Here is a 26,075-nt window from a genome sequence, read left to right on the forward strand (position 1 = left end):
TTAGTATGTTGGTGGAATATTGCAGAATAAATAGATAGTTTCAGAGAGGGCGTTTATTTTAAAATTTATCAATAACTCTTCTTGGCAGGCTTGCATAGCCCCAAACCAATCAATTATACTACCTACTCTGCACTTTTGTTATACATAATAGGAATCTGAATATAGTTTTACTTTGAGACTGTTGTAGGTTTGATAAAGGGATGTGGTATTCAAGAAAAACTGTCCTAATCTATCTTGCTAGCTTTTAATATAAAGAACTGATTTAGGGAAATGTTTTGCGATCAGTTTTGTTTTGATGTTTGTTGTAGGGCGGTTCTAGTATACTCAGTTAACAGTGATTACAAGCTGTTAGAGACTGTTTTAAAACTAAAAGTCACAAAGACATTAATCTTCTATAAAAGTTATCTTAATCGCCTTCAAACAGGGTTTCATCCATGTTGTCTTAAATGTTTCAGGCAGTTGGTTTTGATGTGGATTATTGTAGAGTGGTTTTGGGGGAGTTAAAATATTCCTGCATCATATATTATAACCAAAAAGACTGACCAAAGTTTTAAAAGTGTCAGTTTTAAACCTTTTAGATTATAAAATCAGGGTAGGTAGGTAAGTAATTTTCATAAACTTCATAAAAAATATTATAATAAAATAATTTATAAAACTTTTAGTAGTTAATATCTTCTTACCTACCCTCCTCAACAACTATATTCAAAATATATTATCAATGCACTATTTAGAGTTTAAGTGTTTTTGAATTTTAGGTTAAACATATTGCTAAAGATTTCACGAAAATTTAATATCAGGAAGTAGAATTATATCTTAATATTAACTGATAATCAATGATTTAAAAATATATAGCAACTAGGGTGTTTAATTCTTTATATTTTTTTTTATAAGCGCAATAAGATAATTGGAAGCTGAAAATTGGGAATTAAAATAATAACGAATCGAATTTTAAAATTCTGAATATTAATTAAAATAATATAGTTATGAGTGAAGAAAGCAAAAATAAGTTGATTGAAACATTCAAACCTTATTCATTCGTTTTTTTAGAACTACCTGTTGAGGTAGTTGAATTAGACCCAAATCAACCCAGAAAAGCATTTGGACATAGAGCATATGTAGGAGACTATGGGCGTCTTTTAAATTCAATTGCACATTATGGTATTGAAGATCCTATTAAGGTATGCGAAATGACAGAAGGACGTTATATAATAATGGACGGACACAGAAGGTTTACTTGTGCCAAAGAACTAAAGTTCAAAACAGTTCCTTGCCGTATCTATCCTAAGATGTCCGAAGGCGAATTTGAAGCCCGAAGATATGAAATGCAAAATAATAGAAGAGGCTGGAAACCTATTGAAAGAGCCAATTCTATCCATAAAGTAAGAATAGAATATCCAAATGCTAGCAAAAAAGAAATTGCTGATATGCTAGGAATCACACAAACATCTTTAACGCACTTCACTGAACTAAGAAACTTACGAATGGAATATCTCGAACTAATGTCCGAATATAACTTGAAAGAACATCAAAGAGTTGGGTTTATGCGTTTATTACCTAAATTAAGAAAAATAAAAGATTATGAAATCGATGATATTGTCAGAATCTTATTTGAGAAAATAGATGGTAGCTTATTATATAGAATATGTGATTTTAATTCACTCTCAAAAATATTTATGAATGCCTCAATTAATGAAGAAGAGCTATTATTCTTTCTCCAAGAGCCGAAAGTATCAGTAGATGATCTTCTCGAGATGACACAGTTGTCTGGAATATCAGCACAACTAAAAAATCTAATAAGAGAAGTAAGCATGAAAGTAAGTCTTGACATAAAATTGACTGAAAAAGAAAAAGAATTAGCTAATGATCTTTTATTGCTTATGAGTAATGCTTTACAATAATGTTAGGCTTTTCTCATCACATAAATAAAAAAGCAATTGCATATTATCGACATTCGGCAGAAGACAAACAAGAAAATTCTGTAGCCATACAACGTGAACATACAGAAAACTTTGCTCGTGAGAATAATATTGACATAATTCATGAGGAATCAGACGAAGGAAAAAGTGGGCTTACCGCTAACCGACCAGGATTTGAACGATTGTTTGCAAATTGGGTTGAAAATAATAATGCTCCTTCATTTAGTTACGTTTTGGTATATGACGTTTCAAGATGGGGGCGTTTTCAAGATGGGGACCAAGCAGCATATTTCGTTCATTTATGTAAGAAGCATGGAAAGGAAGTAATATATGTTTCCCGAGGGTTTCCAGATCAGGCTAATCAATTATTCTCAAGTCTGGAGACATCGATCCAACGGTATATGGCAGCAGAATACAGCCGTCAATTGAGTGACAAAGTATTTCATGGTTGTATAAAAGTTTCACAACAAGGCTATTCAGCAGGAGGAAGTGCAGTCTATGGTATGACACGTCTGTTATTAGACGTTAATAAAGAAATTATACGTCCTTTAAAACTTGGAGAGCATAAACAAATAGCCAATGAGAGAGTCTCATTTGCACCTAAAAATGATGAAACAACCGTAGCGGTTAAAACCATATATGATTTATTTGTGAATAAACGGTATTCAATATCCGATATTGTAAATTTTCTTAATGAAAAAGAAATATTATCAGCTAATGGTAAATTATGGGACAGATCAAAAATTATTAAGGTATTAACCCAAGAAGCTTATATAGGAACTAGAATATATAATAAAACAAAAGGCAGGTTAAAACAAAAAATACACAGCAATCCCCGCTCAGAGTGGGTAGTAGTCCCTAAAGCATTTAAAGCAACTATTGATGAACAGGTCTTTATAAAAGCTCAGGAAAGGTTATATTGGATATTACCGAATAATTGGAGAAAAGGAATCAATGCTATTAAAAAAGCAAAAAAGAATTTATACCAAGATATTTTCAGATGGTTATTAAATAAAGGATTAACAGATTTTGATATAGATGAAATAGTACATAAACTACCTATTGTTTTTGGTATTAAAGTTGAGCAAGAATCTATTTCCAGATGGTGTTTTGTTATAACTGAAGATGCAAGAAAATATGATAATATATTAGGTGTAGGAGTTGTTTCCAATTCTAAAAAAGTGATTGATAATTTCTTCCTATTTTCCACTCAGGATTTCACAAAAACAAACTTTCTCATTTTTCAAAGCAATAGTCGGCTTTACCATAATTCAAGAATTGAAACTCAAAATATTGAATTAAGCATAGGCCTACTAATTAAACAACTGAAAAATTCCAAACAGAGATATAAAACCAAATATCGGTTTATTGAATGTTTATTATAAACTATCATTTAATACCGCGTATACTAATGATAAAGAATACTTCAGATTTTCGCAAATTCAAAATAGCCTAAACCAACGTTGGCAAAGAAAATTGCAATTCAATGAATTTTAGAATCAACCCCTTTTTATTCCCCCAAAACCAATCAATTAAACTATCTACCTTATACTTTTGTTATGCATATCGAAATCTGGTTATAGATTTACTTTGTAAAATATTACAATACTGCTTTTGGCTTGATTAAAAGTACGTGTAATGTAGTGGTGCGGGATTCAAAAACAACTGCCCAAACCAATCCATACATAATCGATACCTTATTAGTTTTTAATAAAAGAACTGATTGAGGGAAACATTTTGAGATCAGTTTGGTTTTGATGTTTGTTATAGGGCAGCTCTTATACACTCAAATAACACTCATATATAAGCTATTTGAGACTGTTTAAAAACTAAAAGCAAAGGGTATTAATTCTCTATAAAAGTTGCCTTAATAGCCTTTAAACGGGGTGTTTATCCATATTGTCTTGAATGCTTCAGGGCAGTCGGATTTTGAATAGTGGTCTGGGGGAGTTAAAATATCTCGGCATCATACAGTATAATATAAAAAAGACTGACTGAAGTTTTAAAAGAGTCAGTTTTAAACCTTTTAGATTATAAAATCAGGGTAGGTAGGTAAGCATTTTTCATAAACTTTATAAAAAATATTATAATAAAATAATTTATAAAACTTTTAGTAGTTAATATTTACTTACCTACCCTCCCCAACAACCAATATCCTCTGTTTAACCAGTTTCCAATAGTTGAACCTCTCCCTACAATAAAAAATCAAAAATATTTTCAGATAAAATATAATGCGTCAAGTTCTGTCGCATTAGCGATTTACATTTGCTTCACAGATGTACCAGATCGGTATGTAAAATAAAAAATACAAAAAAATCAAACGAAAATATAATACGACAAGTTTTGATGCCACGGTGGTTTAGCTTTGACCAATAGTAAGAAACCATCGATCAAAAACACAAAATATTAAAGATGAAAGTACAGGGAAAACACAATAAACAAGCACGGAGGAATCTGAACTTATCTCAGGTTCTCAGTGATCAGGATAAAGCTGAAATAGATTTTGATTTCTATCTGGATGAAGTGGAAGAATTCTTTACGGAAGATTTTAACATTGAATTAGATCAAAATGGAGAAAATACTGATGTAGAGGAATATTTAAGAGAAAAATGAAAAAAAAATCAAACAAAAATATAATACGACAAGTTTTGACGCCACGGCGGATGATCTTTGTCCCAGAAAGGAAAACATCAAACACAAAATATAAAAGATGTACATCAGAATATATTAAGAGCAAGTTTAATTCATTAAAAAACACAATTATGAAAGATCCGCCCGCTGAAATGAACTTCAGCTTATTAAAACACCAAAAAATCAATTTTAACAACCAATTTAAAAATTTACAATTATGACATCAAAAACAGAATTAAAAAGTTATTTCGAAAACGGGGATATCCCTAACCAAGAACAATTTTGGGCATGGATGGACAGCTACTGGCATAAAGAAGAAACAACTGATCCAAATGCAGTGCAGTATACCAGTTCACAGCCCACAGTATATAAAGTAGGCGGAGTTCCGACAGGTACAACCTTTGAGAACATGCCAATAAAGCAAGTCTTAGACTACATTTTCTATGGTAAAGTAGATTTATCCAGTACCGAGATTAAATTTAAAATCAGAACGACTCAGGCTAATGAAAGAGTACCTGTTGCTATGCTAAGAACTGCCGCAGAGGTTGCGCAGGCTAAAGTAAATTATGGTGATGGAAAAGAAGAAATGGTCGTAGTTCCTACTTATAATGGTTCAGAATCATGGACGGACGGAGACGGAAATACGCATTATATTGATGTAGGCAATACATTCTATCATGTATATGAAACAGCAGGCGATTATGAAATCACAATTAATGCAGAAGCCAATGTAAGTTATGCAAGATTCTGTGAAGGACTTACCAAAAATTCACAAGGTTACTTTGAGCCTACAACAAATAATTATATTGTAGAACTTTCCAAATTCAAATCTAACTCATTAACCAATCTGGATTATACTTTTGCAGGCTTATCACAGGCTAATGTAAGTAGTGATTTCAAACTGAAAACACCTGAGGTGACTACTATGAACTCAACTTTTTACGGTTTTGGAGAAGGTAGATATTTTGAAGCTTTCCCGGCGGATATGTTATCACAGATTACCAAACCAACAGGATTAAGAGGAACATTCTTCAGAGCAGGTCTTAAAAAGATCCTACCTGGATTCTTAGACAGTTTCTTCAACTTGGAAACGGTATGGGAGTGCTTTAAGAATTCAAAACTAGGATATGGACATTATAGTGGTGTTGAAGCTTGGATTTATACAGGGCAGGCTGTAGAAGGGACTAATGACTTTATACCAGTTTCCTTATTCTGGAAAAATCCAAAACTAAAAGATATATCGCACTGTTTTAACTATGTCGGAGAAGGCTGGTTTGGTAATGTAAATTCAGGATATTTGGCTTTTCATATTATTAGAAGAGAACTTTTCTGGAATGGTAAATCAGTCGGAAATACCTCTGGTACTATTGAAAATGCCTTCTATGCTTTCGCTAAAAACAACAGAGTTTTATGTGAGCCAAACTTATTGAAACATGCTCCAAATATGAAACATTTAGGTGGAATCTTTACCCAAACGAATCAGATACAGCATAATGTAGGTTGGGCAACAATGATTCCAGTAGCAGCAAGTGAAACAGAAGTATATGAGTTTTCAGAGTCTAGAGGTAATTATACCGCAATTCCAGTAGTCGGAAAAGGGTTAACCTATGACTTGAGAGTCATGTTCCCTGCGTCAAGCTATCCGAATATTCTTACATTGAATGGAGCCTTTACGGTAGCAGCTACTGGTAGTAATATGGGCTTCCAGCATGCAGTTGACTGTACGCCTAGTGGAATACCTGCTAAATTGGATTTAGGTATGAGTGGAGCTGACTTCCTAGCGAAGTTCCCGAATGCCAAAGCCGGAAGTGTGGATGATTATGCAAAAACGATGCTTGGGCAGTCCGGTGGTTCAGAAGCTGATAAAGCAGATGGTAGAAACGGTGTGTTCTTTATGTTGGATCAGGATACCAGAATCACAGACAAAGCTACAGTGCCTGCATTAGTATTCAATAACGCGATTCCGTATTAAAAATGTAGCAATGTAATAATGTAACAATATACCAATGAGATAATACCACAATAAATCAAAATTACTCATTGCCTATTGCTCATTATTTATTATCCGTTGTCCATTTTAAATCATCAATAAAATTTTAAAGCTTCCTTAAAAATTGGTCTTAGAAAAGGTCAACAGGGAGAACTATGTCTAAAAATTAAAAACAACAGTTATGAATACTAATAATCAAAATCAGGAATCGCCTGTAGTAGTGCGGGAAAAAACTGCTCTTGCAGTGAATGGTTTACCCGCAGAAGAGGTATTTAAAGTAGGTGTTAGCAAAATAGGATATGCTTATATCTATGAAAAGAAGAATATACCCATTCCATCTGATGCTGACCTGATCTTCATGTACGACGAAGCCGGAAATCAGATTCTTCGGGAGCTACAATTACAGTAGTAAAAACAACTGAATCAAGGGAGAATAAAAAGAATGGTAAGCAATAATTACCAAAAAGTGTTCTCCCGGATTCTTCAGTAAAATTTAACGAAAACAAAAAATTAATTAAAAAATCAAATTATGAAAGATTTACAAAAAGTCGCTCTTTCAAATAGTGTGACAAATACAAATGATATCAATATAGATGTAAATTGGGATGAACTTCCAGATACCCCTTATGGAACTATTGGAACAATTCCGTTTCACGATACTATAGGACAGATAGAAGTTAATGGAGGCGGTCAATTGCAATATACCCTGCCAATAGCACTGCCTCCGGGAGTAAAGAGCATTGCACCACAAATCAACTTAAATTACGCTAGTGGCTCTGGGAATGGAATTGCTGGTTATGGATGGGGACTTTCTGGTATTACCAGTATTTCCAGAATGGGTAGAACTATTGAGAAAGATGGAGAATTAAAAGAAATAAAACTAGATTATTCAGATTTCTATCAATTTAATGGGCAACGATTAATTCTGATATCAGGAGAATATGGAAAAGATGGAGCGGAATACGTGACCGAGAAATATTCTAATGTTAAAATAAAATCAATGGGGGTAAATGGTGAAGAAACCGGTCCCATCTATTTTGAAGTTACTTTTGAAGATGGTTCTCAGGCATGGTATGGAGATGCCCCTTTTGTAGATATTCCAGTAGATGGTTCCAGATCTTCCAGAACACCAACTGAATTTAATATTGTAAAATGGAAAGATGCTCAGGGAAATTATATTTCCTATCAGTACGTACAAGGGTTTAGATGGAGTGAGAATGTAGCTTCTATAAGTAGTATTCAATGGGGTGGCAATGAAAATCTTCGTACAAGTCACTTTAATCGTATTGAGTTTGCTTATCTCTCTCGGAATTTATATGAACTTTCCTATGTAGGAGGAAAGAAACTTATGCAGGGGCGTATTTTGTCCAGTATTGATGTATTTACCAATGGTAGCTTATTTAAAAAATATGATATTGAGTATACTGGTTATGACGGGCCAAATCTTTATGAATTTATTAAATCTATTACTGAGAGCAATTCTAAGGGAGAAAAAGCTACTCCGGTATTATTTACCTACGAAAAAGATGAAAAGTCACGTGATATAAAATGGGGAGATTCCAGATTTGATGATATCTTTAAAGAAGATGTTAGCGTAGGTGATTTTAATGGAGATGGTAAGCCAGATTTTCTCAGGGGTAATAAACTTGTTCTTAATCGATTAGATGGAAATAAGGAATTTATCAATGTTAATTATCAAGGTAAGGTCTTTACGGTTGGAATGGCACTAAAAGATCATATACTATTGAATAAACAAAGTATTTTTACGTGGGAGGTAGAAGATAGTGGAGTGTTAAACATTCGTTCTTATTCTTTCAACGGTATTGACTTTGAGCTTAATTTCTTGAAAAGCATTGATACAAAACAATATCCCGAGTTATTTATCAAAAAAAGAGATGATGATAAAAATTGGTCTTATAGCTATGATATCTCTCAATCTATTACAGAAGGAGATTTTGATGGAGACGGTATTTCAGATTTTATGATTTATATTGAACATTCTGAAATTGCATACCCTATGCTATTTGATGATTGGGGAAATCCTGCTGGATATAGTAGAGATGGACAGGCTACAATAACTAAAAACATCAATTTGTATTACAATGTAAGTAAAGATACCGTTAGTATAGTCAATAAGGATCTTAATTTCCGAAAAGTAGGAAACTTTACAGGTAGTGGTAAATCGAGTCTTTTAGAATTAAAGGATAGCATACTTAGTGTTTATGAATTCAATACTCAGAATCAGCTTGTTAAAGTGTCCTCTACTCCAGTAGATGCGAATCTGGATTATCCATATTATGGTGATTTCACTGGAGATGGAAAGACAGATATTCTGGCACCAGTTGCAAAAGATTCATCGGACTGGGTGATGTATGTGGCCACTGGAAAAGGATTTGTAAAGCATAATTACCCAGATCTTTATCTTTACCAACCTGATTGGAAAGGAAAACCGAGAAGGTCAACACATGTTGTTCGAAGCTATTTTACGCCAGATTTTAACAAAGATGGGAAAAGTGACTTTTTAGTGTTTGAATCAGAAGTATGGACTAGAGATGAGTGGGATGAATTGGGTAATAAAGATTCTACATATGGATTCTATTACTTTAGGAATGATGGTGTTGATAGCAATGGGAAACCAATTTTTACAAAAACAGATTGGATAGATCGTATAGATCTTGATATGAATGGAGAAGATATTAATTATTCAAAATATGGAGAACATTATATTCCACTTATTGGTAATTTCAGAATAGCACAGGTAAATACAGAATTTTCAATTGTACATAAAACCAAGTTGATTACCTGGGACTTTGGTAAAAAGCTTAATAAGATTTCAAGAATCAAGGAAATTCAACAAGGAGGTATCAAAACAGAAATTCATTATGCGCCTGCTACTGCTGAAAATAATTTTTATCTTTCCAGTAATACTGTACAATATCCTTATGCTATTATTAAGGAGAACTATAACCAATATCTTGTATCTCAGTTACTTCAGGAAGGAAGGAAACAGGATTTTAAATATCGGAATTTGATTTCTCATCTTCGTGGGAAAGGAGTTATTGGTTTTCAGCAGTCTGCCAGATCGTCATGGTACGCCGGTGGATATGAAAATACCAAAATCTGGAGCGGTGCTGAGATTGATCCATTAAACGAAGGACTTCCGATAAAGGAGTGGTCAGTAAAGACAGTTGATGATAATAACCTGATTTTCCCAAATGATATTTCAGTGAATAACGGTCAGCTTCTCTCTTTTAAATCTACTGAATATGATGTGTCAACTTCTGTATTGGGAGTTAAAGCTATTGTTCCGAAAAAGACAATTACCAAAGACTTTTTAAAAGACATTACCACAGAAAGCAGTATGATTTATGGAGATTATTATCTGCCGAAGGAAACTGTTACTAAAGTTAATGAGGATTTAGCAGTCACAACTGCGGTCATGAATTATGTTCATAACCCAAATGCAGTTGGTAAGAATTACTTTATAGGACGCCCAGCATCGAAAACAGAAACTGTACAAGCCTATGGAGATGTTAAATCTACTAAAGAAGAATACGTTTATGAAAACAATCTTTTAAAAACGCTTAAAACATATAATGAAGATAATAGTGGTTGGATACAGGAGAGTTACAACTATGATAGTTTTGGTAATATAACAGAAATAGCAGTTTCTAATAGTGAAGATACAATGGTTCAAACCCAAAAATCAGAATATGAATCCAAGGGACGATTTGTTGTAAAGAAAACTGATAATTTGGAGCTTGAAACCATGATCGAATATAATGATTGGGGGCAAGTAAAAATACAAACAGATCCATTGGGCAGTACCGTAAGTAATACTTATGATGGTTGGGGTAAGCTTTTAATGAGTAAAACAAACTTAGGAGGTATTGCAACCTGTACCTATGAGAAATTCTCTGATGGAGGTAACAGATTAATAGAATACGCTCCGGATGGTAGTCTAAAGGAAACCTATACCAATAAGCTAGGACAAAAGTATAAGGTAAGAACTAAAGGACTCGATTCAGATGGTGTAATTCGTTCAGCCGGCGGGTTTGATTATATGGATGGGGAACGGAAGAATACCTATATTTCTATAAGTACAAAATATGATATCCTTGGTCGTAAAATTGCAGAGTCAGAGCCTTACTTTGATATTTATCCTCCGGGTATTTATAATGAAACGCCAAAGTGGAATACCATTAGTTATAATGATAGCGTATTTCCACCGGAGGCAACTGCTAAAGCCTTCAATGGTAAAGAAATAGAGACTTCAGTTAATGGTCATACTACGATAATAGAGGAGCTTAATGGTTACAAGCGTATCACTAAGAAAACGACTGATGCTTTAGATAATGTTATTTCTTCCGAAGATAAGGGTGGGGTTATTCATTTCTCCTTTAATGCAGCAGGTGAACAAATCTCAGCTAAATATGGTAATAATACTGTTACGACGCAGTATGATGTATGGGGTAGAAAATCTAAATTTCATGATCCATCGAATGGATTGTATAGCTATGAGTACAACGGATCTGGTCAGATTAAAAAAGAGATCAGCCCAAGAGGTTACAAAGAGTATTCCTACAATGATAAAGGACAGTTGATTAATCTATTAGAAAAATCAAATATCACAGGTTTAACAGAGAAGAATATTAGCTTTAATTATAATGACAAGGGGCTTCTAATTGGTAAAACAGGTACCTCGAATGGCAAATCTTATTCTAATACTATTGTTTATGATGCATTTGGTAGAGTATTGGAAAGTACTGAAAACAGTAATGGTAGAACCTATACTCAAAAGGATATTGTCTATGACAATAAATCACGTGTAGTTTCCTATAAAAAGAGCCTTACATCATCTGGTGTTACTACAATGGTAGAAATAGAGAATATATATGAGGTATGGAGTGGTCAGTTGTATCAGGTAAAAGATAAAACCAATGGCAGATTGTTATGGGAATTACAAGATTCGAATGCTAAGGGACAGGTAGTAAGAACGCAGTTAGGAGCATCAACCATTGAGAATACTTATGATGCTAATGATTTCCTGAGCCAGACATTACATAACTCCTCAAAAGGTTTAATGTTCAGTAGTCAATATTCGTTTGATGCAATAAGGAATGAGCTGAAAGAAAGAACCAGACAGGGTAATTTTGTGATGAATGAAATTTTCACCTATGATGATAATAATAGGCTGATAAAATGGACAAACCCTAAAGCAGGTGGTTTTTCATCAAATAAGTATGATGGGCAAGGTCGTATTACTGAAAATGACCAGGTGGGAAGTATTCAATTTGAAAACTCTACAAAAGTATACCAGCCAACAGGTGTAAAACTAAATACAACCGGAAAGCAAAACTATCTTAATGCCCAGACTCAGAGGATTATTTATAATGAGAATAATGATCCTTTATACATTCAGGGTAAGAAAGGAGATATTCGTTTTGAATATGGCCTTACAGGATCCAGACAAGTTGTGACTTTTGGAGCAAAAGCTACAGGAACTATTGATGATTTGGCAGTTTCAACCTGGGAAGGAACTTTTACGAAGTATTATAGTGAAGATGGTAGTTTTGAGGTTGTGCACAATAACACAACCGGAGAGGAGAAGCATATTTTATATATAGGTGGTACACCATATGAAAGTAATGTAGTATATTTGAAAGACTTCACACAGAGCAGTGGTTCTTATAAATTTTTGCACAAAGACTACTTAGGTAGTATTTTGGCAATTAGTGATGAAGACGGAAATCTTGTAGAGGAAATGCATTATGATGCATGGGGTTTGTGCGCAAAGTGGCGAAAACCCGGAGGACTATCGGATCTGGCAGAAGGAGAGCGCCTTTTAAATAGAGGCTATACATCCCACGAGCATTTTGAGGATATTGGTATTATTCATATGAATGGCCGTCTATATGATCCACTACTTAGAAGATTCTTAAATGCGGATGAAAATATTCAGGATCCATATAATACTCAGGTATATAATAAGTATTCGTATGTAATTAACAATCCGTTAATTTATAATGATCCGAGCGGTGAGTCATTTGGGGTCGATTTATTAATAGCGGTTGCAATAGCAATATTTGTTTCAATTGCTACAGATTATTATTTTAATAGACCTATCAGTTTAGAGAATATGATAAGCTCTGCATTTATGGCTGTAGCTTCTGCAGGGATGGCGTATGGTATTGGAGATGTTTTCAGAGCCACAGGAAATGTTGCTGCGGCATTAGGTAAAACAGGAACAGAGATTGCCAGAGCGTTAGCACACGGAATCACCGGAGGCTTTATGTCAGTTATCAATGGAGGAAGTTTTGCCAGTGGTTTTTTAAGTGGTGCTTTTGCAAGTATAGGAGGCCATTTTGCTAATAAATATTTAGGAGGTAGCTTTGGGGCTCAGGCAGCATCCGGTATCATTTTAGGAGGTCTAGGATCTGTACTTGTTGGAGGTAACTTCTGGATGGGAGCGGCTCAAGGTCTAATTGTAACTGTGTTTAACCATTTGAAGCATATAATTGCCAAGCCCGAGTTTGTAATAGCTGGAATTTATGGAGCTGGAGGAGAAGGGGCTAGTGGTAATCCTGATTTAAAGGCATTAGTAAAACGAAAAGGAGGTGAAATGTTTACTAGTTCTGTTGGTGGTGGCGATGATGAGATTATAAAGTATTTAATAGAAGGGCATAAGGAAGGAAAGCAAATTATTATTTATGGACATAGTCGCGGTGCAGCAGCAGCTATTAGAATTTCAAATAAATTAGGAGATATGAATATTCATGTTGCTGAAGTGAATTTATATGATCCAGTGGGAATGTATTTCGGAGGAGATTTTGTATTTAAGCATCCTAATGTAATGAAAGTAAATAATTATTATCAAAGAAATCCTGTTGATGGGATTCTCTTCTGGGCAGATAACCCTTTTATAGGAAGTCCAGTAAGTGGTAAATTTCAATGGCCAGTAATTAAAAACGTTGATTTGACAGGTCATTATTATAGCCCTGGAGTATTAATGAATCATCTAAATATAACAGATTATGCAATCAAACATCCATAAAACAAAAACAGTTGTATATATTTCTATAATGTTTTTTTTTATTTTAAGTTGTACAAAAAAAACTGACCTAGAAAATCAAATTACCATAACAATAAAATCTATTAATAGTGGAACCAAACAGTCTAGAATTAATATGTTTGATACTATTGAAGTTAGAAAAAAAGAGAATGGGTATTTAACGAAAACTTTTGAAAAAGTTGGAGAATATAGAACGGATTCTACTGGTTCTATTAAAATTAAAATTGATCGTACTAAAGAATATAGGTTTATACTGAAGGGAATAGGTATTTATGGTTCTTCAAATTTTACTAGTGCATTTACTAAGGAGAACTTAAAAAATGGAGAAGAAGTAAATATAGAAGCGGTATCTGTAGAAAAAAAATAGAGATCACGCTAAAATATGGAACCGAAAATTGCATATCCAGAATTATCACTGAGTTTATCATTTTAAATGATATATTTTTCATTTCTTTTAAATAAAGTATGAAGCTATTTAGTGTAAAAGGAATGACAACTTCTTATAAATATTGTACGTGTAGCTTGATTTACATCTTTATAGCACGGAATTTTCCGTGCTATTTTTGTTTTATGGTTACATAGATATAACATTCCATAAATATTTTTAGGAACAAATTTTGCATTTTAGAATATAGTGGATTGTAAAAAGTTATATTTTTGCAATCAATTACATATCGAAAAAATATAAAGCGTTAGCTTTTATTCTGTAAACAGAAATCTGACAGTTTCAATCATAGCACAGAATAAACAGTTGATGCTCATGCCATGTGGCGTGGGCTATTCTTGTTTGTGCTATTAGGTTTTGTCAGAACCTCTGTTTGCAAATTAAGTTATAGTTCCACGCTTTCTTTGTATACAAACCCTCACTTCGGAACTAGGTGAATTAAAAACAATTCATCTTATCATGAAAAAAACATTATTACTACTAGGTGGTGCAACATCAATCCTTTTATCTAGCTGTGGAGTATCTCCAATTGGTCAAATGGGATATTCTAACGAAGAAGTTATCAAAACAGTAGCTATCGAACAGGACTGCCCCAAACAAGACGTCAAAATTATTGACAAAATCAACAGAATGGGACATGCTACTTATTCTATAGAAGCCTGCGGAAAACATTTTGTTTATAAACGTGTAGGCTCGGTGCTAATGGAATCATCAAAGCTTAACGAAACTGTTGAGAAAGCTCAGAAACCATAGTTATGGATAAGAAAGAGATTCAGATTAACAGAGGAGTTCTTACCCTGTTTAGATTATAGCTTCCCAGCATATAAGATACCTCTCCGCCGAAATAATCTTTTGGTTTTTTAGTAACCAGATTAATTAAACCTCCGAAAGAAGTTACTGAGCCGCCATATAATGTGCCAGAAGGTCCCTTAATTACTTCTATTCTTTCTATATCCGAAGGATCTATTTCTCCGTTTGTTGTTGCCGGAACCCCATCTACCATCGAAATTTTAGTAGGGAAACCTCTTAGACTGTAATAAAAACTTCCATCACCACTTCCTCTCCCGGGACTTCCCTGCATTTTCACCATACCGGGTACATTTTTAATAGCCTCCGAAACGTCAACCGTTAATTGTTCCTTTAATATCTGATGATTGATACTGGTATAGGCTTGTGGATTTTCCAGATTTTTCAGTGGCATTTTTGCAATCGAGGTACTGTCCCTGTCCAAAAATTTATTTCTGTTATAGGCATATACAGTAACCCCTTCTAATTCATCATTGTGTACTGTAGCGTATATAATTGGGATTTCTGATGTGTTTTTTTCAATCACGATTTTCTCCTGAAGAATCTCTATATCATTCAGAACAATCTGCATTGTGTATTCACCTGGAGGTACATGATCCAGATAGAAATCTCCTGAATTATTTGTTTTTGCCTGATACGATGTATTTAGTATTCTTAAAACTGCATTTTTTACAGGTTCCTGTTTAGAAAATAATATTTTTCCATGTATACGTTCCTCTTTTTGTGCAATGGCCATAAAGGGAAGTGTAATAAGAATAAAATAAAGAACAAATGTTTTAATTGTTTTCATGTTGAAGGTTTAGTTACAATAGATAATTTTTTTGTTGAATTATTATAATGAAGAGATCAGATATAAGGTTTTATTCCCCATATATAGATATATTTGGCGGCAAAGGTAATAAATGTTGTGATTAAATTTTTATTTAGTCTAAATTAATTTAAATTAATTTTAGCCTTGCTTCAGATTGTGCTCGAGGATAAATAAAATGTAGATTGGTAATTACAATAGATAATTGGGCATTTGTTTTCTGAATACCCTCTGATTATAGGGTATTCAATTCTTTTAAAAATGCTTATATTTAATAAGTATTAAATAATTGAGCTATGAAAGAGTCTGACAGAAATATACCAAACGGACTTGTGCTTGGTGTTATTGGGATACTTGTTGTGATGATCATTGTTTATCTCGTTATGGCTTTATTTTTTCCGGATGTTTTAACTTCTATGAGTGAAGCAAAATAATACGGGAAAATAATAAGTGATCGATACAACAAATACGGCCTTTACAACGTTATTAATGATGAAAATTAATAATGAGGAAATTATTTTTTGTTTTTTTAGGGGTACTGATCTGGACAGGAGGCAAGTCTCAGTCCGCCCGTTGTTATGATCTTAGTACGGTTCTTAAAGTGGAGCCAACCCCCATTTATAAACAACATCTCGATGCTTCGGCAAAGTTTAATATTAACATTCTGGAGAACTCCAAGAGTATACATAAGTACACTAAAAAAGGAAAGCTTGTCTCTATAGGAAATCTTGGGAAAGGTTACCGGATTCAGAAACTGGATTATAGCCGGGCTTATTTGGTTCCAAAAGCCAAAACTACACTTCGGGGTATCGCTAAAAAATTTAATGCAAATACAAAAGGGAGTACACTTACAATTACTTCCCTTACCAGAACTCTGGAAGATCAATGCCGCTTGCGGAGAGTGAATCCTAATGCCTCTTTAGGAATCAGTTCTCATAATTATGGTAACTCTTTTGATATTTCTTATGTCCGCTTCAATGACAGACACAAATCTAACCCTAGATTGGAAGCAGCGCTGGAAAAGGTACTGAATGTTTACAGGGACGAAGGGAAACTCTACTATATTAAAGAAAGACAACAAAGTTGTTATCATGTAACAGTACGAAACTATTAAACGAAAACGCCTTCAGATCATCTGAAGGCGTTTTCGTGAAATTTATTTTAAAGGCTTCTTTAGCTTAATGAAATAGATTGTATTTCTGTCGATAGTATTGGATGAAGGAAGTACCTTCTGTTCGTATTTTCCACTGCCGGTTACACCGAAGTCATCGTCATTGCTAATGGCTATTGTATTTTTATCAATTACAAAAATACCTTCAGCTTTGTCGTGTGGATAAATCGTATTCAGATCAGTCATCAGATCAAGAACAAGAGTTTTCTTTACCGGAACTATATTGTTTTGTTGTAGGCCACTTAAATTAATAAGTTGCTCCAAAGGTTTTCCATTATATAGTTTTCCGTTTTCACCATTATTAGGATCAGATACATCCGTAGCACCATCTAGTTCAATCTTGTATACCTTCTTGAAAACAGAACCTCTATTTGCTGAAGTAGCATACTCTCCGTCACGTTCCAGTACAATGAAGGTATTGTTATCCACAGCAGCTATCTCACTAACTGCCTGCAGATCTTTATTCTCCATAAGATATACAAACTGTTGTGTTTTGCCCGAAGCAATATCAAAAGTAATGATACGAATAATTAAAGAACCTTTCATATCAGTCGAAGATGGATTGTACAGTGGAAACTGCATAATGCCTACCAGTGTTTTACCATCCGGGGTAATACACAGACCTTCCATACCGCGATTAGGACGTCTTTTAGCAAAGACTTTTGGGATTTTTCTCGATGTATTAAATGGATTAATCTTTTCAATAGTATTTCCGTTTTTATCGAAATGGATAATATGCGGGCCATATTCATCACTTACCCAGAATGTTCCGTCCGGAGCTATAGCAAGTCCTTCCGAATCCAGACCGTCGATGTCATTGTTCAGAACATTTCCTTTAGTATCATAAGCAATTTCACCTGTTCCTCCCGAGCCCTTAGGATTAGGTAGCCCTGTAAGATTTTTTCCGGCCGCATTTTTTAACAGGATAGCACCTATTTGTACTAATTTTCCGTCTTTTAACTGAAACTTCCCGATTTGTGGTGTAAAGTCTGGGTTAGAGAATACTTTCGAATCTTTAACGGGTCCATCAATATTAGGACCCCTGTCTGTCAGCATATAGAAAACAGATTTGTCCTGTGGATCCTGTACAAGTGAAGATCCATATCCGCCATTATAAACCTTAACACCATTGATGTCGTTAATTATTTTTGGCTCAGAAGCCTCTGCCATATCAGGATAGCTAACAGATTTAAAAGGATTGTCGTCGTTGTTGCAAGAGCACAAAGCCACTAATACGGCCATGGATAAAAGTTTTTTTCTCATTATAATAGTTAATTAAGTTGCGGCAAAAATATTTTTTTAGTGTTTACAGTATTTTAATAGAATATTATCTTTTGATGAACAAAAAGAAAATCAGGGCTTTGGATAAAAAATAGATTTCCTATTTTTGCAGATTCTTAGAGAGAATCGTTTAATACAGAAAATTATTATGCTTTCAGTACAAAGTTTAGGACTGCATCATGCCGGAAATTATCTTTTCCAGAATGTGAATTTTACCATTAAGAAGAATGATAAAATTGGTTTGGTAGGTAAAAATGGTGCAGGGAAATCGACATTACTAAAAATGCTTTCCGGCGAAATTAACTTCTATGAAGGAGATGTTGTTCCGGATGGTAGTATTACTATAGGTTTCCTGAAACAGGATCTGGACTTTGTAAAAGGAAGAACAGTATGGAATGAAACCATGCAGGCTTTTGAAAGCATCAATGCAATGAAGACCGAACTGGAAGAAGTAAATGTCGGATTGGCAACACGTACAGATTACGAAAGTGAAGAGTATGCGAAGCTTATTGACAGAATGACGGAACTAAACGATCTTCTTGTTCATCATGATGCATATAATCTGGATGCTGAAATGGAGAAGGTATTATTAGGTCTTGGTTTTAGAGCAAGTGATTTCGAGAAAATTACAGATGAGTTTTCCGGAGGGTGGAGAATGCGTATTGAGCTAGCAAAACTTCTTCTGCAGAAGAATGATATTATGCTTCTCGATGAGCCTACCAACCACTTAGATATGGAATCTATTATCTGGCTGGAGAACTTCCTTAAAGATTATCCGGGAGCTATTGTGCTTGTTTCCCACGACAAGCAGTTCATGACATCCGTTTGTAACCGTACTTTTGATATCAATAATAGGAAAGTTGACGACTATAAATCTAACTATACCAAGTATCTTGAACTAAGAAAAGACAGAAAAGAAAAATTAATTCAGGCGAAGAAAAATCAAGATGCAGAGATTAAGCATACTGAAGATCTGATTAATAAATTCCGTGCAAGTGCTTCTAAAGCTGCTTTTGCACAATCCCTTATTAAAAAGCTGGATAAGCTGGAAAGAATTGAGGTAGAAAATGATGATGTTTCCAAATTCAATATTCGTTTCGTACAGTCCGTTGTTCCGGGGAAGGTAATTTTTGAAGCCAAAAAGCTAGGAAAAGCTTATGGTGAAAAACAGGTTTTCAATAACGTAGACTTTTTCATAGAAAGAGGAGCGAAGATTGCTTTATTAGGACAGAACGGGCAGGGGAAAACGACATTGGCGAAAATTTTAGCTGGTGAAATTCGTGATTATTCCGGAGAATGGAACCTTGGTCATAATGTAAACATCGGTTACTTTGCCCAAAATCAGGAAGAAGTTTTATCTCCTAATAAAACTGTTTTGGAAGAGGCTGAAGATGCTGCTACTGAAGAAACACGTCCAAGAGTTAGAGACTTGTTAGGATCTTTCCTTTTCCAGGGAGAAGATGTACAGAAGAAAACAAAAGTTCTTTCCGGAGGGGAGAGAAACCGTCTGGCTCTTTGTAAACTGTTATTACGTCCATTCAATACATTGATAATGGATGAACCTACCAACCACTTGGATATTCAGTCCAAGGAAATTATTAAGATTGCATTACAAAAGTTTGAAGGAACTTTGATTCTGATTTCTCACGACCGTGAATTCTTACAAGGATTATCGGATAAGATTTTTGAATTCAGAGACGGAAATATGAAAGAGTATCTTGGAAATATTGACGAGTATTTGGAGTACAGACAAAAAGAAAGTATTCGTGAAGTTTCGATTGAGAAATCTAAACTTGCAGAAGCGAAACAAGAAACTCCGGCTCCAAAGGTAAAAGAGGAACCAAAGCCTGTTGAATCTAAAAAGGAATTCGTAAGCAAAGAGAAAAAGAATATTCAGAATAAGATTTCTAAAACCGAGCAAAAAATCAATGAACTGGAAAGTCAGATAGAAGCTATGGAACAAGGATTCTCTAAAGAAAATCCTACAGAAGAACAATTGGAAAAATACCAAAAGCTGAAAGAAGATCTTGATCTTGCGCTGCAGGAATGGGAATTTTTAGCAGCTCAGCTGGAGGCTGAATAAATGTGTATATCACTACAATTCATGATAAAAAGCAGATGCATCGCATCTGCTTTCTTTGTTTTTAATGTTGTATCTTTGGGAGGATATTTTATAAGATAAAATAATGAAACATCAGCCTATAGAAGGCTTTTCAAAGCTTAGCAAACAAAAGAAAATCGATTGGTTAGTTAGTACTTATCTGGAAGGCAACCAACAATACACAGATATATTACAGCAATACTGGAATGACAATGCAGACCTTCAGAAACTTCATGAAGAGTTCTCAGAAAATACCATTTCCAACTTTTATATGCCTTATGGTATAGCACCTAATTTTCTGATTGATGGAGAATTAAAAGCAATTCCAATGGCTGTAGAAGAAAGTTCTGTAGTGGCTGCAGCCTCCAAGTCCGCAAAATTCTGGTTAGATAAAGGTGGTTTCAAGACTACTGTAATCAACGAGAAAAAACTGGGACATACCCATTTTACATTTAACGGAGAAAGTGTAAAACTTCAGTCATTCTTTAACCATGTCTTAAAGCAAAGATTATTTGACGATACTGAGGATATTACAAAGAATATGCGTTCGCGTGGTGGCGGAATTCTGGATATTGAGTTGGTTGACAAAACTGCACAAATGCAGGACTACTATCAGATAAAAGCTTCTTTCAATACCAAAGATAGTATGGGAGCTAATTTTATCAACTCGTGCCTGGAACAGTTTGGTAAAACCCTGAAAAAAGAAGTTGAGATATCTGATAAATTTACACAGGAAGAAAAAGATTCCCTTCGTGTTATTATGAATATTCTGTCCAATTTTACACCAGACTGCGTTGTCAGAGCTGAGGTTTCCTGTAAAATTGAAAATCTTATCGATGATAGTGGAATTGCTCCGGAAGAATTTGCTTGGAAATTTAAACAGGCTGTAAATATTGCAGAGATCGAGCCTTATCGTGCTACAACTCATAATAAAGGAATTATGAATGGGGTAGATGCGGTTGTTATTGCTACCGGAAACGACTTCCGTGCAACAGAAGCCTGTGCACATACTTATGCTTCCAAAGACGGCAGATATACAAGTTTAACGCATTGCTCAACCGATAATGGTGTTTTCAGATTCTGGTTAGATCTTCCTATCTCTGTTGGAGTTGTTGGTGGATTAACAAATCTGCACCCATTAGTTAAATTCTCATTAGCTCTTTTAGGGAAACCTTCTGCTACAGAACTTATGAGTATTATTGCGGTTTCTGGTTTAGCCCAGAATTTTGCAGCACTTCGTTCATTGGTAACTACAGGTATACAAAAAGGGCATATGAAAATGCACTTGTTCAATATCCTGAATCAGTTCGGTGCAACAGAAGCCGAGAAACAACATTTTGTAAATTACTTCAAAGATAAAACAGTGAGTCACCACGAGGTGATTGCTGAGCTGGAGAAATTGAGAAAGAAATAAAATTATAATGAAACATATTCTATACGTTTTTTTGTTCTGCTTTTTACTGATGAATTGTAGTAAAGACAGAGACGACCAATTTGATAAAAAGGAACAATGGTATGTGTTAGAATTAAACGGAGAAAAAATATCCGGAGAAAATACGGTTACTTATACAGTGAATCCCAAACCGAAGGATCCATTAAATAAAGATGAGGTGAGGGCTTATGTTAGGGATAAAGATGCTATATTTTCAGTTTTGATAAGTAATCTTCCTGAAAAAGGGACTCAGGCTTTTTGCCGACCAACAACAGAAAGAGGATGTGGTATGGGGCAAGGGGATTTAGTGATGAATGTGAATCTCATATCAGGGGAGAATCGTCAGGTACTATTCGCATTCGATGGAGAGGTTCAAAGAATCTCAGAAAATAGAATAAAATTTAGTGGCATTGATTTGAACACAAAAATCAAAGTTGCTGGTGAAATAAAATGGATTAAAAAATGAAAACAATAACTTTATTTTTCGGTGCTTTTTATGGAATGCTTTCAGTAATACTGGGCGCTTTCGGAGCACATGCATTTAAGAAGATTCTTTCAGTAGAAAGACTTGAAAGTTTCGAGGTGGGAGTAAAGTACCAAATGTACGCAGCATTATATCTCTTGATTATAGGGTTCTTCCTGAAATTCGATACCGGAATTGAAAAAAGTGCTGGCTGGTTAATGATCGCCGGAACATTCTTGTTCTCAGTAAGTATTTATTTCCTTTCTTTTCAGGAAGTATGGAATACCAATCTGAAGTTTTTAGGTCCAATTACACCTCTTGGTGGGTTATTGATGATCTTAAGCTGGTTGATGCTGATGATTATTATCTTTAAATCAAAATTTAATTAAACATAAAAAATGAAAAAATTACTTTTTACAGCGGCTTTAGTATTATCTGTCGGAGTATTTGCTCAGAAAAATATTACTAAGACTGTTGGAGTTCCTTTTGAAATAAGTTATCCTGAAAACTTTAAACAAGTAGAAGGGGAGCAGGAAAATGTTGTTTTCCAAATCTTTGATCAGCCAAATGATTTCACATTATATGTTATTCAGGATCCGATAGAAGACTGGAGAGAGACTCCTTTATTTGGATCAGCTGAAGATGTAATCAAGCATTACAACTCTACAGCAATTGAATCTTTAGAGAGAAATTCTGCTTTAAAGATTGGTGATATTAAAACCGAAGCTAAAAACGGAATGCAGTATGCTTACCAGAATTTCGAAGGAGATTATAAGTATTCCGATTACGACGATAATGGTAAAGAACAGACTAAGTTTTCTAAGTATGCTTATGTTACTGTAGGTATTAAAACTGCTAAGTCTACCTATTCCGTATATTCCTTCTGCCCGGTAAAAGATAAGGCGAAATTTGAAAAAATATTCAAAACTGTAGTAGCCTCAATTAAAGAAAAATAAACATTTCACCCTTCTTTAGTTTCGGGTCTATTTTGTACATTTGTAAATCTAAAAAAATAAAAATATAATCAAAACAATATGAATCTTCACGAATATCAATCAAAAGAGATTTTAGCGAAGTACGGTGTAGCTATACAACGTGGTTTTGTAGCTAATAATGTGGATGAAGCAGTTGCTGCTGCTGAAAAACTTACTGCTGAAACCGGAGCACAAGGCTGGGTTGTAAAAGCACAAATTCACGCCGGTGGTCGTGGTAAAGGTGGTGGTGTTAAGTTCTCTCCAAACATGGATAAACTTAAAGAAAATGCAGGTAATATTATCGGTATGCAACTTATTACACCACAGACATCTGCTGAGGGTAAAAAAGTTAATTCTGTATTGGTAGCTGAAGATGTTTATTATCCGGGAGAAACAGAAACTAAAGAATTTTATGTTTCTATTCTTTTAGACAGAGCATTAGGTAAAAACACTGTAGTATATTCTACAGAAGGTGGTATGGATATCGAGCACGTAGCGGAAGTTACTCCTCATCTTATCCACAAAGAAGTTATTGATGCTGCTTACGGACTACAAGGTTTCCAGGCTAGAAAAATTGCTTTCAACCTTGGATTAGAAGGAAACGCTTTCAAAGAATTCGTTAAATTCATTGGTAGCCTTTACAATGCTTATGTAGGTATTGATGCTTCTCTTTTCGAGATCAACCCTGTATTAAAAACTTCTGATAACAAAATTATCGCAGTAGATGCTAAAGTAACTTTAGATGACAACGCATTATACCGTCACAAAGACTTAGCTGAATTAAGAGATACAAGAGAAGAAGATCCTATGGATGTTGAGGCTGGTGAAGCTGGTCTTAACTTCGTGAAGTTAGATGGTAACGTTGCTTGTATGGTAAACGGAGCTGGTCTTGCAATGGCGACCATGGATATCATTAAGCTTTCAGGAGGTAATCCTGCTAACTTCCTTGATGTGGGTGGTACTGCTGATGCTCAGAGAGTACAAACAGCTTTTGGAATTATCCTTAGAGATCCAAACGTAAAAGCTATCTTAATCAACATCTTCGGTGGTATTGTAAGATGTGACAGAGTAGCACAAGGTGTTGTAGATGCTTACAAAGCTATGGGTAGCCTACCTGTTCCATTAATCGTAAGATTACAAGGAACTAATGCTGTAGAAGCTAAGCAATTAATCGATGATTCAGGTCTTCCTGTACATTCTGCTATTACATTAGAAGAAGCTGCAAATAAAGTAAAAGAAGTTTTAGGTTCTTAATTACATTTGCAATCGCATAAAAAAAGCCACTTCATTTGAAGTGGCTTTTTTATTTATGATTCTTTTTCTATACTTATACTCATCGGAGTGCTTAGCAGGATATTTTCCTGGTCCAGTTTTTCTTTTATTTTCACAAGAGCATCGCTTTTGGTATCGGCAACATTAGATCCGATAGCGATCCAGAATTTTACCTGAATATTGAATGTCCCCTGTATAAGGGAGGTGAATATAACATCTGCGCTTTCCAGCCGATCTGCTTTATCCATATTTTTAATAACCTCCAAAATACAATCTTTTGCCTTCTGTATATCCTGGCTGGCCGGAATATCGAAGTCGAAAATTATTTTCCGCTGTGGAGAAGCTGTAATATTATAGAACGGAGCGTTGAAAATTGTCTGATTCGGAATATAAACCTTTTTGCCTTCATCATTGATAAGTTTTGTGGTAAGGAAACCTATCTCGGTTACAGTACCGGAATGAGCGCCTAATGTAATGTAATCACCAACCTTAAAGGATTTATCTATGCCAACTAACATTCCGGAGAAAATACTGGATACAAGATCTTTTAAAGCAACCCCGGCAATAACCCCGGCAACTCCTAAACTTCCTATAAATTTCCATAAGAAACCACTAAAGTTCATTATTTCCAGGGAAATAAAAGTCCCCATCAGAATAATCAGAAAACGAAAAACCCCTACCAGGGCAACAGCTGTTCCCTGTTTACTGCTATCCGGGAAAAAGTTATTAACAAGTTTTACAGTTACCTTGCTTAGATACCTGCTTCCTTTTAAGAATAATATAAAAACCAATATCCCAATAATTAACCTTGGAGATAATTCAGCAAATTTCACATACCAGCTCTTCAATACAGCCAATACAATATCAATGTATTTCAATCCTTCGTTCATAATTGTAAATTTATGCAAAAATAAAAATGCCAGCCGGATTAGGGCTGGCATTTTGTATTAAAATATAAATTTTATTGTTCTCCTCTTGTAACTTGTTTTACTTTAGATGTCGGAAGATAAATCTGGAAACCTACATTAAAGCCAATGTTAGAAGTTGTACCATTATTTCCGAATCCGAAATCACCATTGTATTTTACAAGACCTTCTACAGCAACGTTAGGTGTAATGAAGTAAGCATAACCTGGACCAACTCCTAAGTTAAGACCAGTTGTAGAGTTACCTCCTTTAGTAGTACTTGTACCACCAATACCTGCATTACCTTCTACGAAGAATCTTCCGTGCTTCAATAGGCTGTCAACCTGATCATTGTTAAAATAATATCTAGCCATTGGACCTACACTGTACTTGTAAGTTGTAGGGCCATCCTTGGTTCCACTAAAACCAAAAGTAACCTGACCTCCAAGTGCAAAGTTATCATCAATAAAATAAGCTGCTTTTGGCTCTAAAGTAAAGTTGTAACCACCACCAGTGTTTAACCCGAAGCTGGAAGTGATAATGTTACCACCTACCATCCAGTTTCCTTTCTGTAGCTGAGCTTTTGTAACTGAAAATAATCCTGTTGCTAAAATAGCTGTACTTAAAATTAACTTTTTCATTTTTGTATGATTTTTTGTTATAAAAATAAATTTTTGAATTTTTTTGATTTGGTCATATACCAACTTTACAGGTTAAATATCTGCCGTTGGTATATTTATAACTTTTTAACGAAAATTATAAATACAATTATTGTTCCATTACATTATATTTTCAATAAAATGAGTT

The 26,075-nt window shown here is 34.5% G+C and carries 20 protein-coding genes; 16 read left to right on the plus strand and 4 right to left on the minus strand.

What is annotated here, in order from left to right:
* Window positions 1-983 precede the first annotated feature (983 nt).
* From C8J95_RS07585 to C8J95_RS07625, 8 genes are all read left to right on the plus strand, one after another.
* On the plus strand, window positions 984-1,898 hold the full coding sequence (locus C8J95_RS07585) for a ParB/RepB/Spo0J family partition protein (RefSeq protein ID WP_107807824.1): 915 nt from the start codon (window positions 984-986) through the stop codon (window positions 1,896-1,898).
* Window positions 1,898-3,301: a recombinase family protein gene (locus C8J95_RS07590; RefSeq protein WP_107807825.1), complete on the plus strand. Its 1,404-nt coding sequence runs from the start codon at window positions 1,898-1,900 to the stop codon at window positions 3,299-3,301. The genes C8J95_RS07585 and C8J95_RS07590 overlap by 1 nt, the downstream gene beginning before the upstream one ends.
* Window positions 3,302-4,328: 1,027 nt before the next feature.
* Window positions 4,329-4,529, plus strand: coding sequence for a hypothetical protein (locus C8J95_RS07595; RefSeq protein ID WP_107807826.1), 201 nt, complete (start codon window positions 4,329-4,331; stop codon window positions 4,527-4,529).
* 235 nt (window positions 4,530-4,764) lie between these two features.
* Window positions 4,765-6,519 carry a hypothetical protein gene (locus C8J95_RS07605; protein ID WP_107807828.1) on the plus strand — a complete coding sequence of 585 codons (1,755 nt, stop codon included), beginning with the start codon at window positions 4,765-4,767 and terminating at the stop codon, window positions 6,517-6,519.
* Between the two features lie 199 nt (window positions 6,520-6,718).
* Window positions 6,719-6,946 carry a hypothetical protein gene (locus C8J95_RS07610; RefSeq protein ID WP_107807829.1) on the plus strand — a complete coding sequence of 76 codons (228 nt, stop codon included), beginning with the start codon at window positions 6,719-6,721 and terminating at the stop codon, window positions 6,944-6,946.
* Between the two features lie 120 nt (window positions 6,947-7,066).
* On the plus strand, window positions 7,067-13,591 hold the full coding sequence (locus tag C8J95_RS07615; protein WP_107807830.1) for an RHS repeat-associated core domain-containing protein: 6,525 nt from the start codon (window positions 7,067-7,069) through the stop codon (window positions 13,589-13,591).
* A complete protein-coding gene (locus tag C8J95_RS07620) occupies window positions 13,572-13,976 on the plus strand; it encodes a hypothetical protein (protein ID WP_107807831.1) in 405 nt (134 codons plus the stop codon). The genes C8J95_RS07615 and C8J95_RS07620 overlap by 20 nt, the downstream gene beginning before the upstream one ends.
* Window positions 13,977-14,513: 537 nt before the next feature.
* Window positions 14,514-14,807 carry a hypothetical protein gene (locus C8J95_RS07625; protein ID WP_107807832.1) on the plus strand — a complete coding sequence of 98 codons (294 nt, stop codon included), beginning with the start codon at window positions 14,514-14,516 and terminating at the stop codon, window positions 14,805-14,807.
* Window positions 14,808-14,826: 19 nt separating this feature from the next.
* Here the strand turns inward: C8J95_RS07625 and C8J95_RS07630 are convergent, their stop codons facing one another.
* The gene (locus C8J95_RS07630) at window positions 14,827-15,651 is read right to left on the minus strand and encodes a carboxypeptidase-like regulatory domain-containing protein (RefSeq protein WP_221407237.1); all 825 of its coding nucleotides are present in this window, start codon (window positions 15,649-15,651) and stop codon (window positions 14,827-14,829) included.
* 314 nt (window positions 15,652-15,965) lie between these two features.
* On the opposite strand from C8J95_RS07630, the gene C8J95_RS18660 reads away from it, so the two are divergent.
* A complete protein-coding gene (locus C8J95_RS18660; protein ID WP_155604411.1) occupies window positions 15,966-16,103 on the plus strand; it encodes a hypothetical protein in 138 nt (45 codons plus the stop codon).
* Window positions 16,104-16,174: 71 nt separating this feature from the next.
* Window positions 16,175-16,783, plus strand: a complete 609-nt coding sequence (locus C8J95_RS07635) for a DUF5715 family protein (protein WP_107807833.1) — start codon at window positions 16,175-16,177, stop codon at window positions 16,781-16,783.
* A 42-nt stretch (window positions 16,784-16,825) separates the two neighbouring features.
* On the opposite strand, the gene C8J95_RS07640 is transcribed toward C8J95_RS07635, so the two are convergent.
* The gene (locus C8J95_RS07640) at window positions 16,826-18,103 is read right to left on the minus strand and encodes an esterase-like activity of phytase family protein (protein WP_185124591.1); all 1,278 of its coding nucleotides are present in this window, start codon (window positions 18,101-18,103) and stop codon (window positions 16,826-16,828) included.
* 166 nt (window positions 18,104-18,269) lie between these two features.
* Here C8J95_RS07640 and C8J95_RS07645 point away from each other — a divergent pair, with 166 nt between their 5' ends.
* From C8J95_RS07645 to sucC, 6 genes are all read left to right on the plus strand, one after another.
* Window positions 18,270-20,204: an ABC-F family ATP-binding cassette domain-containing protein gene (locus tag C8J95_RS07645; RefSeq protein WP_107807979.1), complete on the plus strand. Its 1,935-nt coding sequence runs from the start codon at window positions 18,270-18,272 to the stop codon at window positions 20,202-20,204.
* 103 nt (window positions 20,205-20,307) lie between these two features.
* Window positions 20,308-21,636, plus strand: a complete 1,329-nt coding sequence (locus C8J95_RS07650; RefSeq protein ID WP_107807834.1) for a hydroxymethylglutaryl-CoA reductase — start codon at window positions 20,308-20,310, stop codon at window positions 21,634-21,636.
* Window positions 21,637-21,643: 7 nt separating this feature from the next.
* Window positions 21,644-22,120 (plus strand): hypothetical protein, encoded by a 477-nt coding sequence (locus C8J95_RS07655; protein WP_146165447.1) that lies wholly within the window; start codon window positions 21,644-21,646, stop codon window positions 22,118-22,120.
* Window positions 22,117-22,506, plus strand: a complete 390-nt coding sequence (locus tag C8J95_RS07660; protein WP_009084999.1) for a DUF423 domain-containing protein — start codon at window positions 22,117-22,119, stop codon at window positions 22,504-22,506. The genes C8J95_RS07655 and C8J95_RS07660 overlap by 4 nt, the downstream gene beginning before the upstream one ends.
* Before the next feature lie 9 nt (window positions 22,507-22,515).
* The gene (locus C8J95_RS07665; RefSeq protein WP_107807836.1) at window positions 22,516-23,073 is read left to right on the plus strand and encodes a PsbP-related protein; all 558 of its coding nucleotides are present in this window, start codon (window positions 22,516-22,518) and stop codon (window positions 23,071-23,073) included.
* A 78-nt stretch (window positions 23,074-23,151) separates the two neighbouring features.
* On the plus strand, window positions 23,152-24,345 hold the full coding sequence (gene sucC, locus C8J95_RS07670; protein ID WP_107807837.1) for an ADP-forming succinate--CoA ligase subunit beta: 1,194 nt from the start codon (window positions 23,152-23,154) through the stop codon (window positions 24,343-24,345).
* 53 nt (window positions 24,346-24,398) lie between these two features.
* Here the strand turns inward: sucC and C8J95_RS07675 are convergent, their stop codons facing one another.
* Window positions 24,399-25,253 (minus strand): mechanosensitive ion channel family protein, encoded by an 855-nt coding sequence (locus C8J95_RS07675; RefSeq protein ID WP_107807838.1) that lies wholly within the window; start codon window positions 25,251-25,253, stop codon window positions 24,399-24,401.
* Window positions 25,254-25,324: 71 nt separating this feature from the next.
* Entirely contained in the window at window positions 25,325-25,909 is a 585-nt protein-coding gene (locus tag C8J95_RS07680) for an outer membrane beta-barrel protein (RefSeq protein ID WP_107807980.1), read from the minus strand.
* Window positions 25,910-26,075: the final 166 nt, after the last annotated feature.

Source organism: Elizabethkingia sp. YR214 (assembly GCF_003058195.1).
Classification (GTDB): Bacteria; Bacteroidota; Bacteroidia; order Flavobacteriales; family Weeksellaceae; genus Elizabethkingia.

What these genes read in the sequence shown, in the direction of transcription:
- C8J95_RS07645 (WP_107807979.1), top strand. Translation starts at nt 18,270, where the DNA reads ATGCTTTCAGTACAAAGTTTAGGACTGCATCATGCCGGAAATTATCTT.
- C8J95_RS07625 (WP_107807832.1), top strand. Translation starts at nt 14,514, where the DNA reads ATGAAAAAAACATTATTACTACTAGGTGGTGCAACATCAATCCTTTTA.
- C8J95_RS07610 (WP_107807829.1), top strand. Translation starts at nt 6,719, where the DNA reads ATGAATACTAATAATCAAAATCAGGAATCGCCTGTAGTAGTGCGGGAA.
- sucC (WP_107807837.1), top strand. Translation starts at nt 23,152, where the DNA reads ATGAATCTTCACGAATATCAATCAAAAGAGATTTTAGCGAAGTACGGT.
- C8J95_RS07635 (WP_107807833.1), top strand. Translation starts at nt 16,175, where the DNA reads ATGAGGAAATTATTTTTTGTTTTTTTAGGGGTACTGATCTGGACAGGA.
- C8J95_RS07680 (WP_107807980.1), bottom strand. Translation starts at nt 25,909, where the DNA reads ATGAAAAAGTTAATTTTAAGTACAGCTATTTTAGCAACAGGATTATTT.
- C8J95_RS07590 (WP_107807825.1), top strand. Translation starts at nt 1,898, where the DNA reads ATGTTAGGCTTTTCTCATCACATAAATAAAAAAGCAATTGCATATTAT.
- C8J95_RS07655 (WP_146165447.1), top strand. Translation starts at nt 21,644, where the DNA reads ATGAAACATATTCTATACGTTTTTTTGTTCTGCTTTTTACTGATGAAT.
- C8J95_RS07665 (WP_107807836.1), top strand. Translation starts at nt 22,516, where the DNA reads ATGAAAAAATTACTTTTTACAGCGGCTTTAGTATTATCTGTCGGAGTA.
- C8J95_RS07630 (WP_221407237.1), bottom strand. Translation starts at nt 15,651, where the DNA reads ATGAAAACAATTAAAACATTTGTTCTTTATTTTATTCTTATTACACTT.
- C8J95_RS07615 (WP_107807830.1), top strand. Translation starts at nt 7,067, where the DNA reads ATGAAAGATTTACAAAAAGTCGCTCTTTCAAATAGTGTGACAAATACA.
- C8J95_RS07640 (WP_185124591.1), bottom strand. Translation starts at nt 18,103, where the DNA reads ATGAGAAAAAAACTTTTATCCATGGCCGTATTAGTGGCTTTGTGCTCT.
- C8J95_RS07605 (WP_107807828.1), top strand. Translation starts at nt 4,765, where the DNA reads ATGACATCAAAAACAGAATTAAAAAGTTATTTCGAAAACGGGGATATC.
- C8J95_RS07595 (WP_107807826.1), top strand. Translation starts at nt 4,329, where the DNA reads ATGAAAGTACAGGGAAAACACAATAAACAAGCACGGAGGAATCTGAAC.
- C8J95_RS07650 (WP_107807834.1), top strand. Translation starts at nt 20,308, where the DNA reads ATGAAACATCAGCCTATAGAAGGCTTTTCAAAGCTTAGCAAACAAAAG.
- C8J95_RS07585 (WP_107807824.1), top strand. Translation starts at nt 984, where the DNA reads ATGAGTGAAGAAAGCAAAAATAAGTTGATTGAAACATTCAAACCTTAT.
- C8J95_RS18660 (WP_155604411.1), top strand. Translation starts at nt 15,966, where the DNA reads ATGAAAGAGTCTGACAGAAATATACCAAACGGACTTGTGCTTGGTGTT.
- C8J95_RS07620 (WP_107807831.1), top strand. Translation starts at nt 13,572, where the DNA reads ATGCAATCAAACATCCATAAAACAAAAACAGTTGTATATATTTCTATA.
- C8J95_RS07660 (WP_009084999.1), top strand. Translation starts at nt 22,117, where the DNA reads ATGAAAACAATAACTTTATTTTTCGGTGCTTTTTATGGAATGCTTTCA.
- C8J95_RS07675 (WP_107807838.1), bottom strand. Translation starts at nt 25,253, where the DNA reads ATGAACGAAGGATTGAAATACATTGATATTGTATTGGCTGTATTGAAG.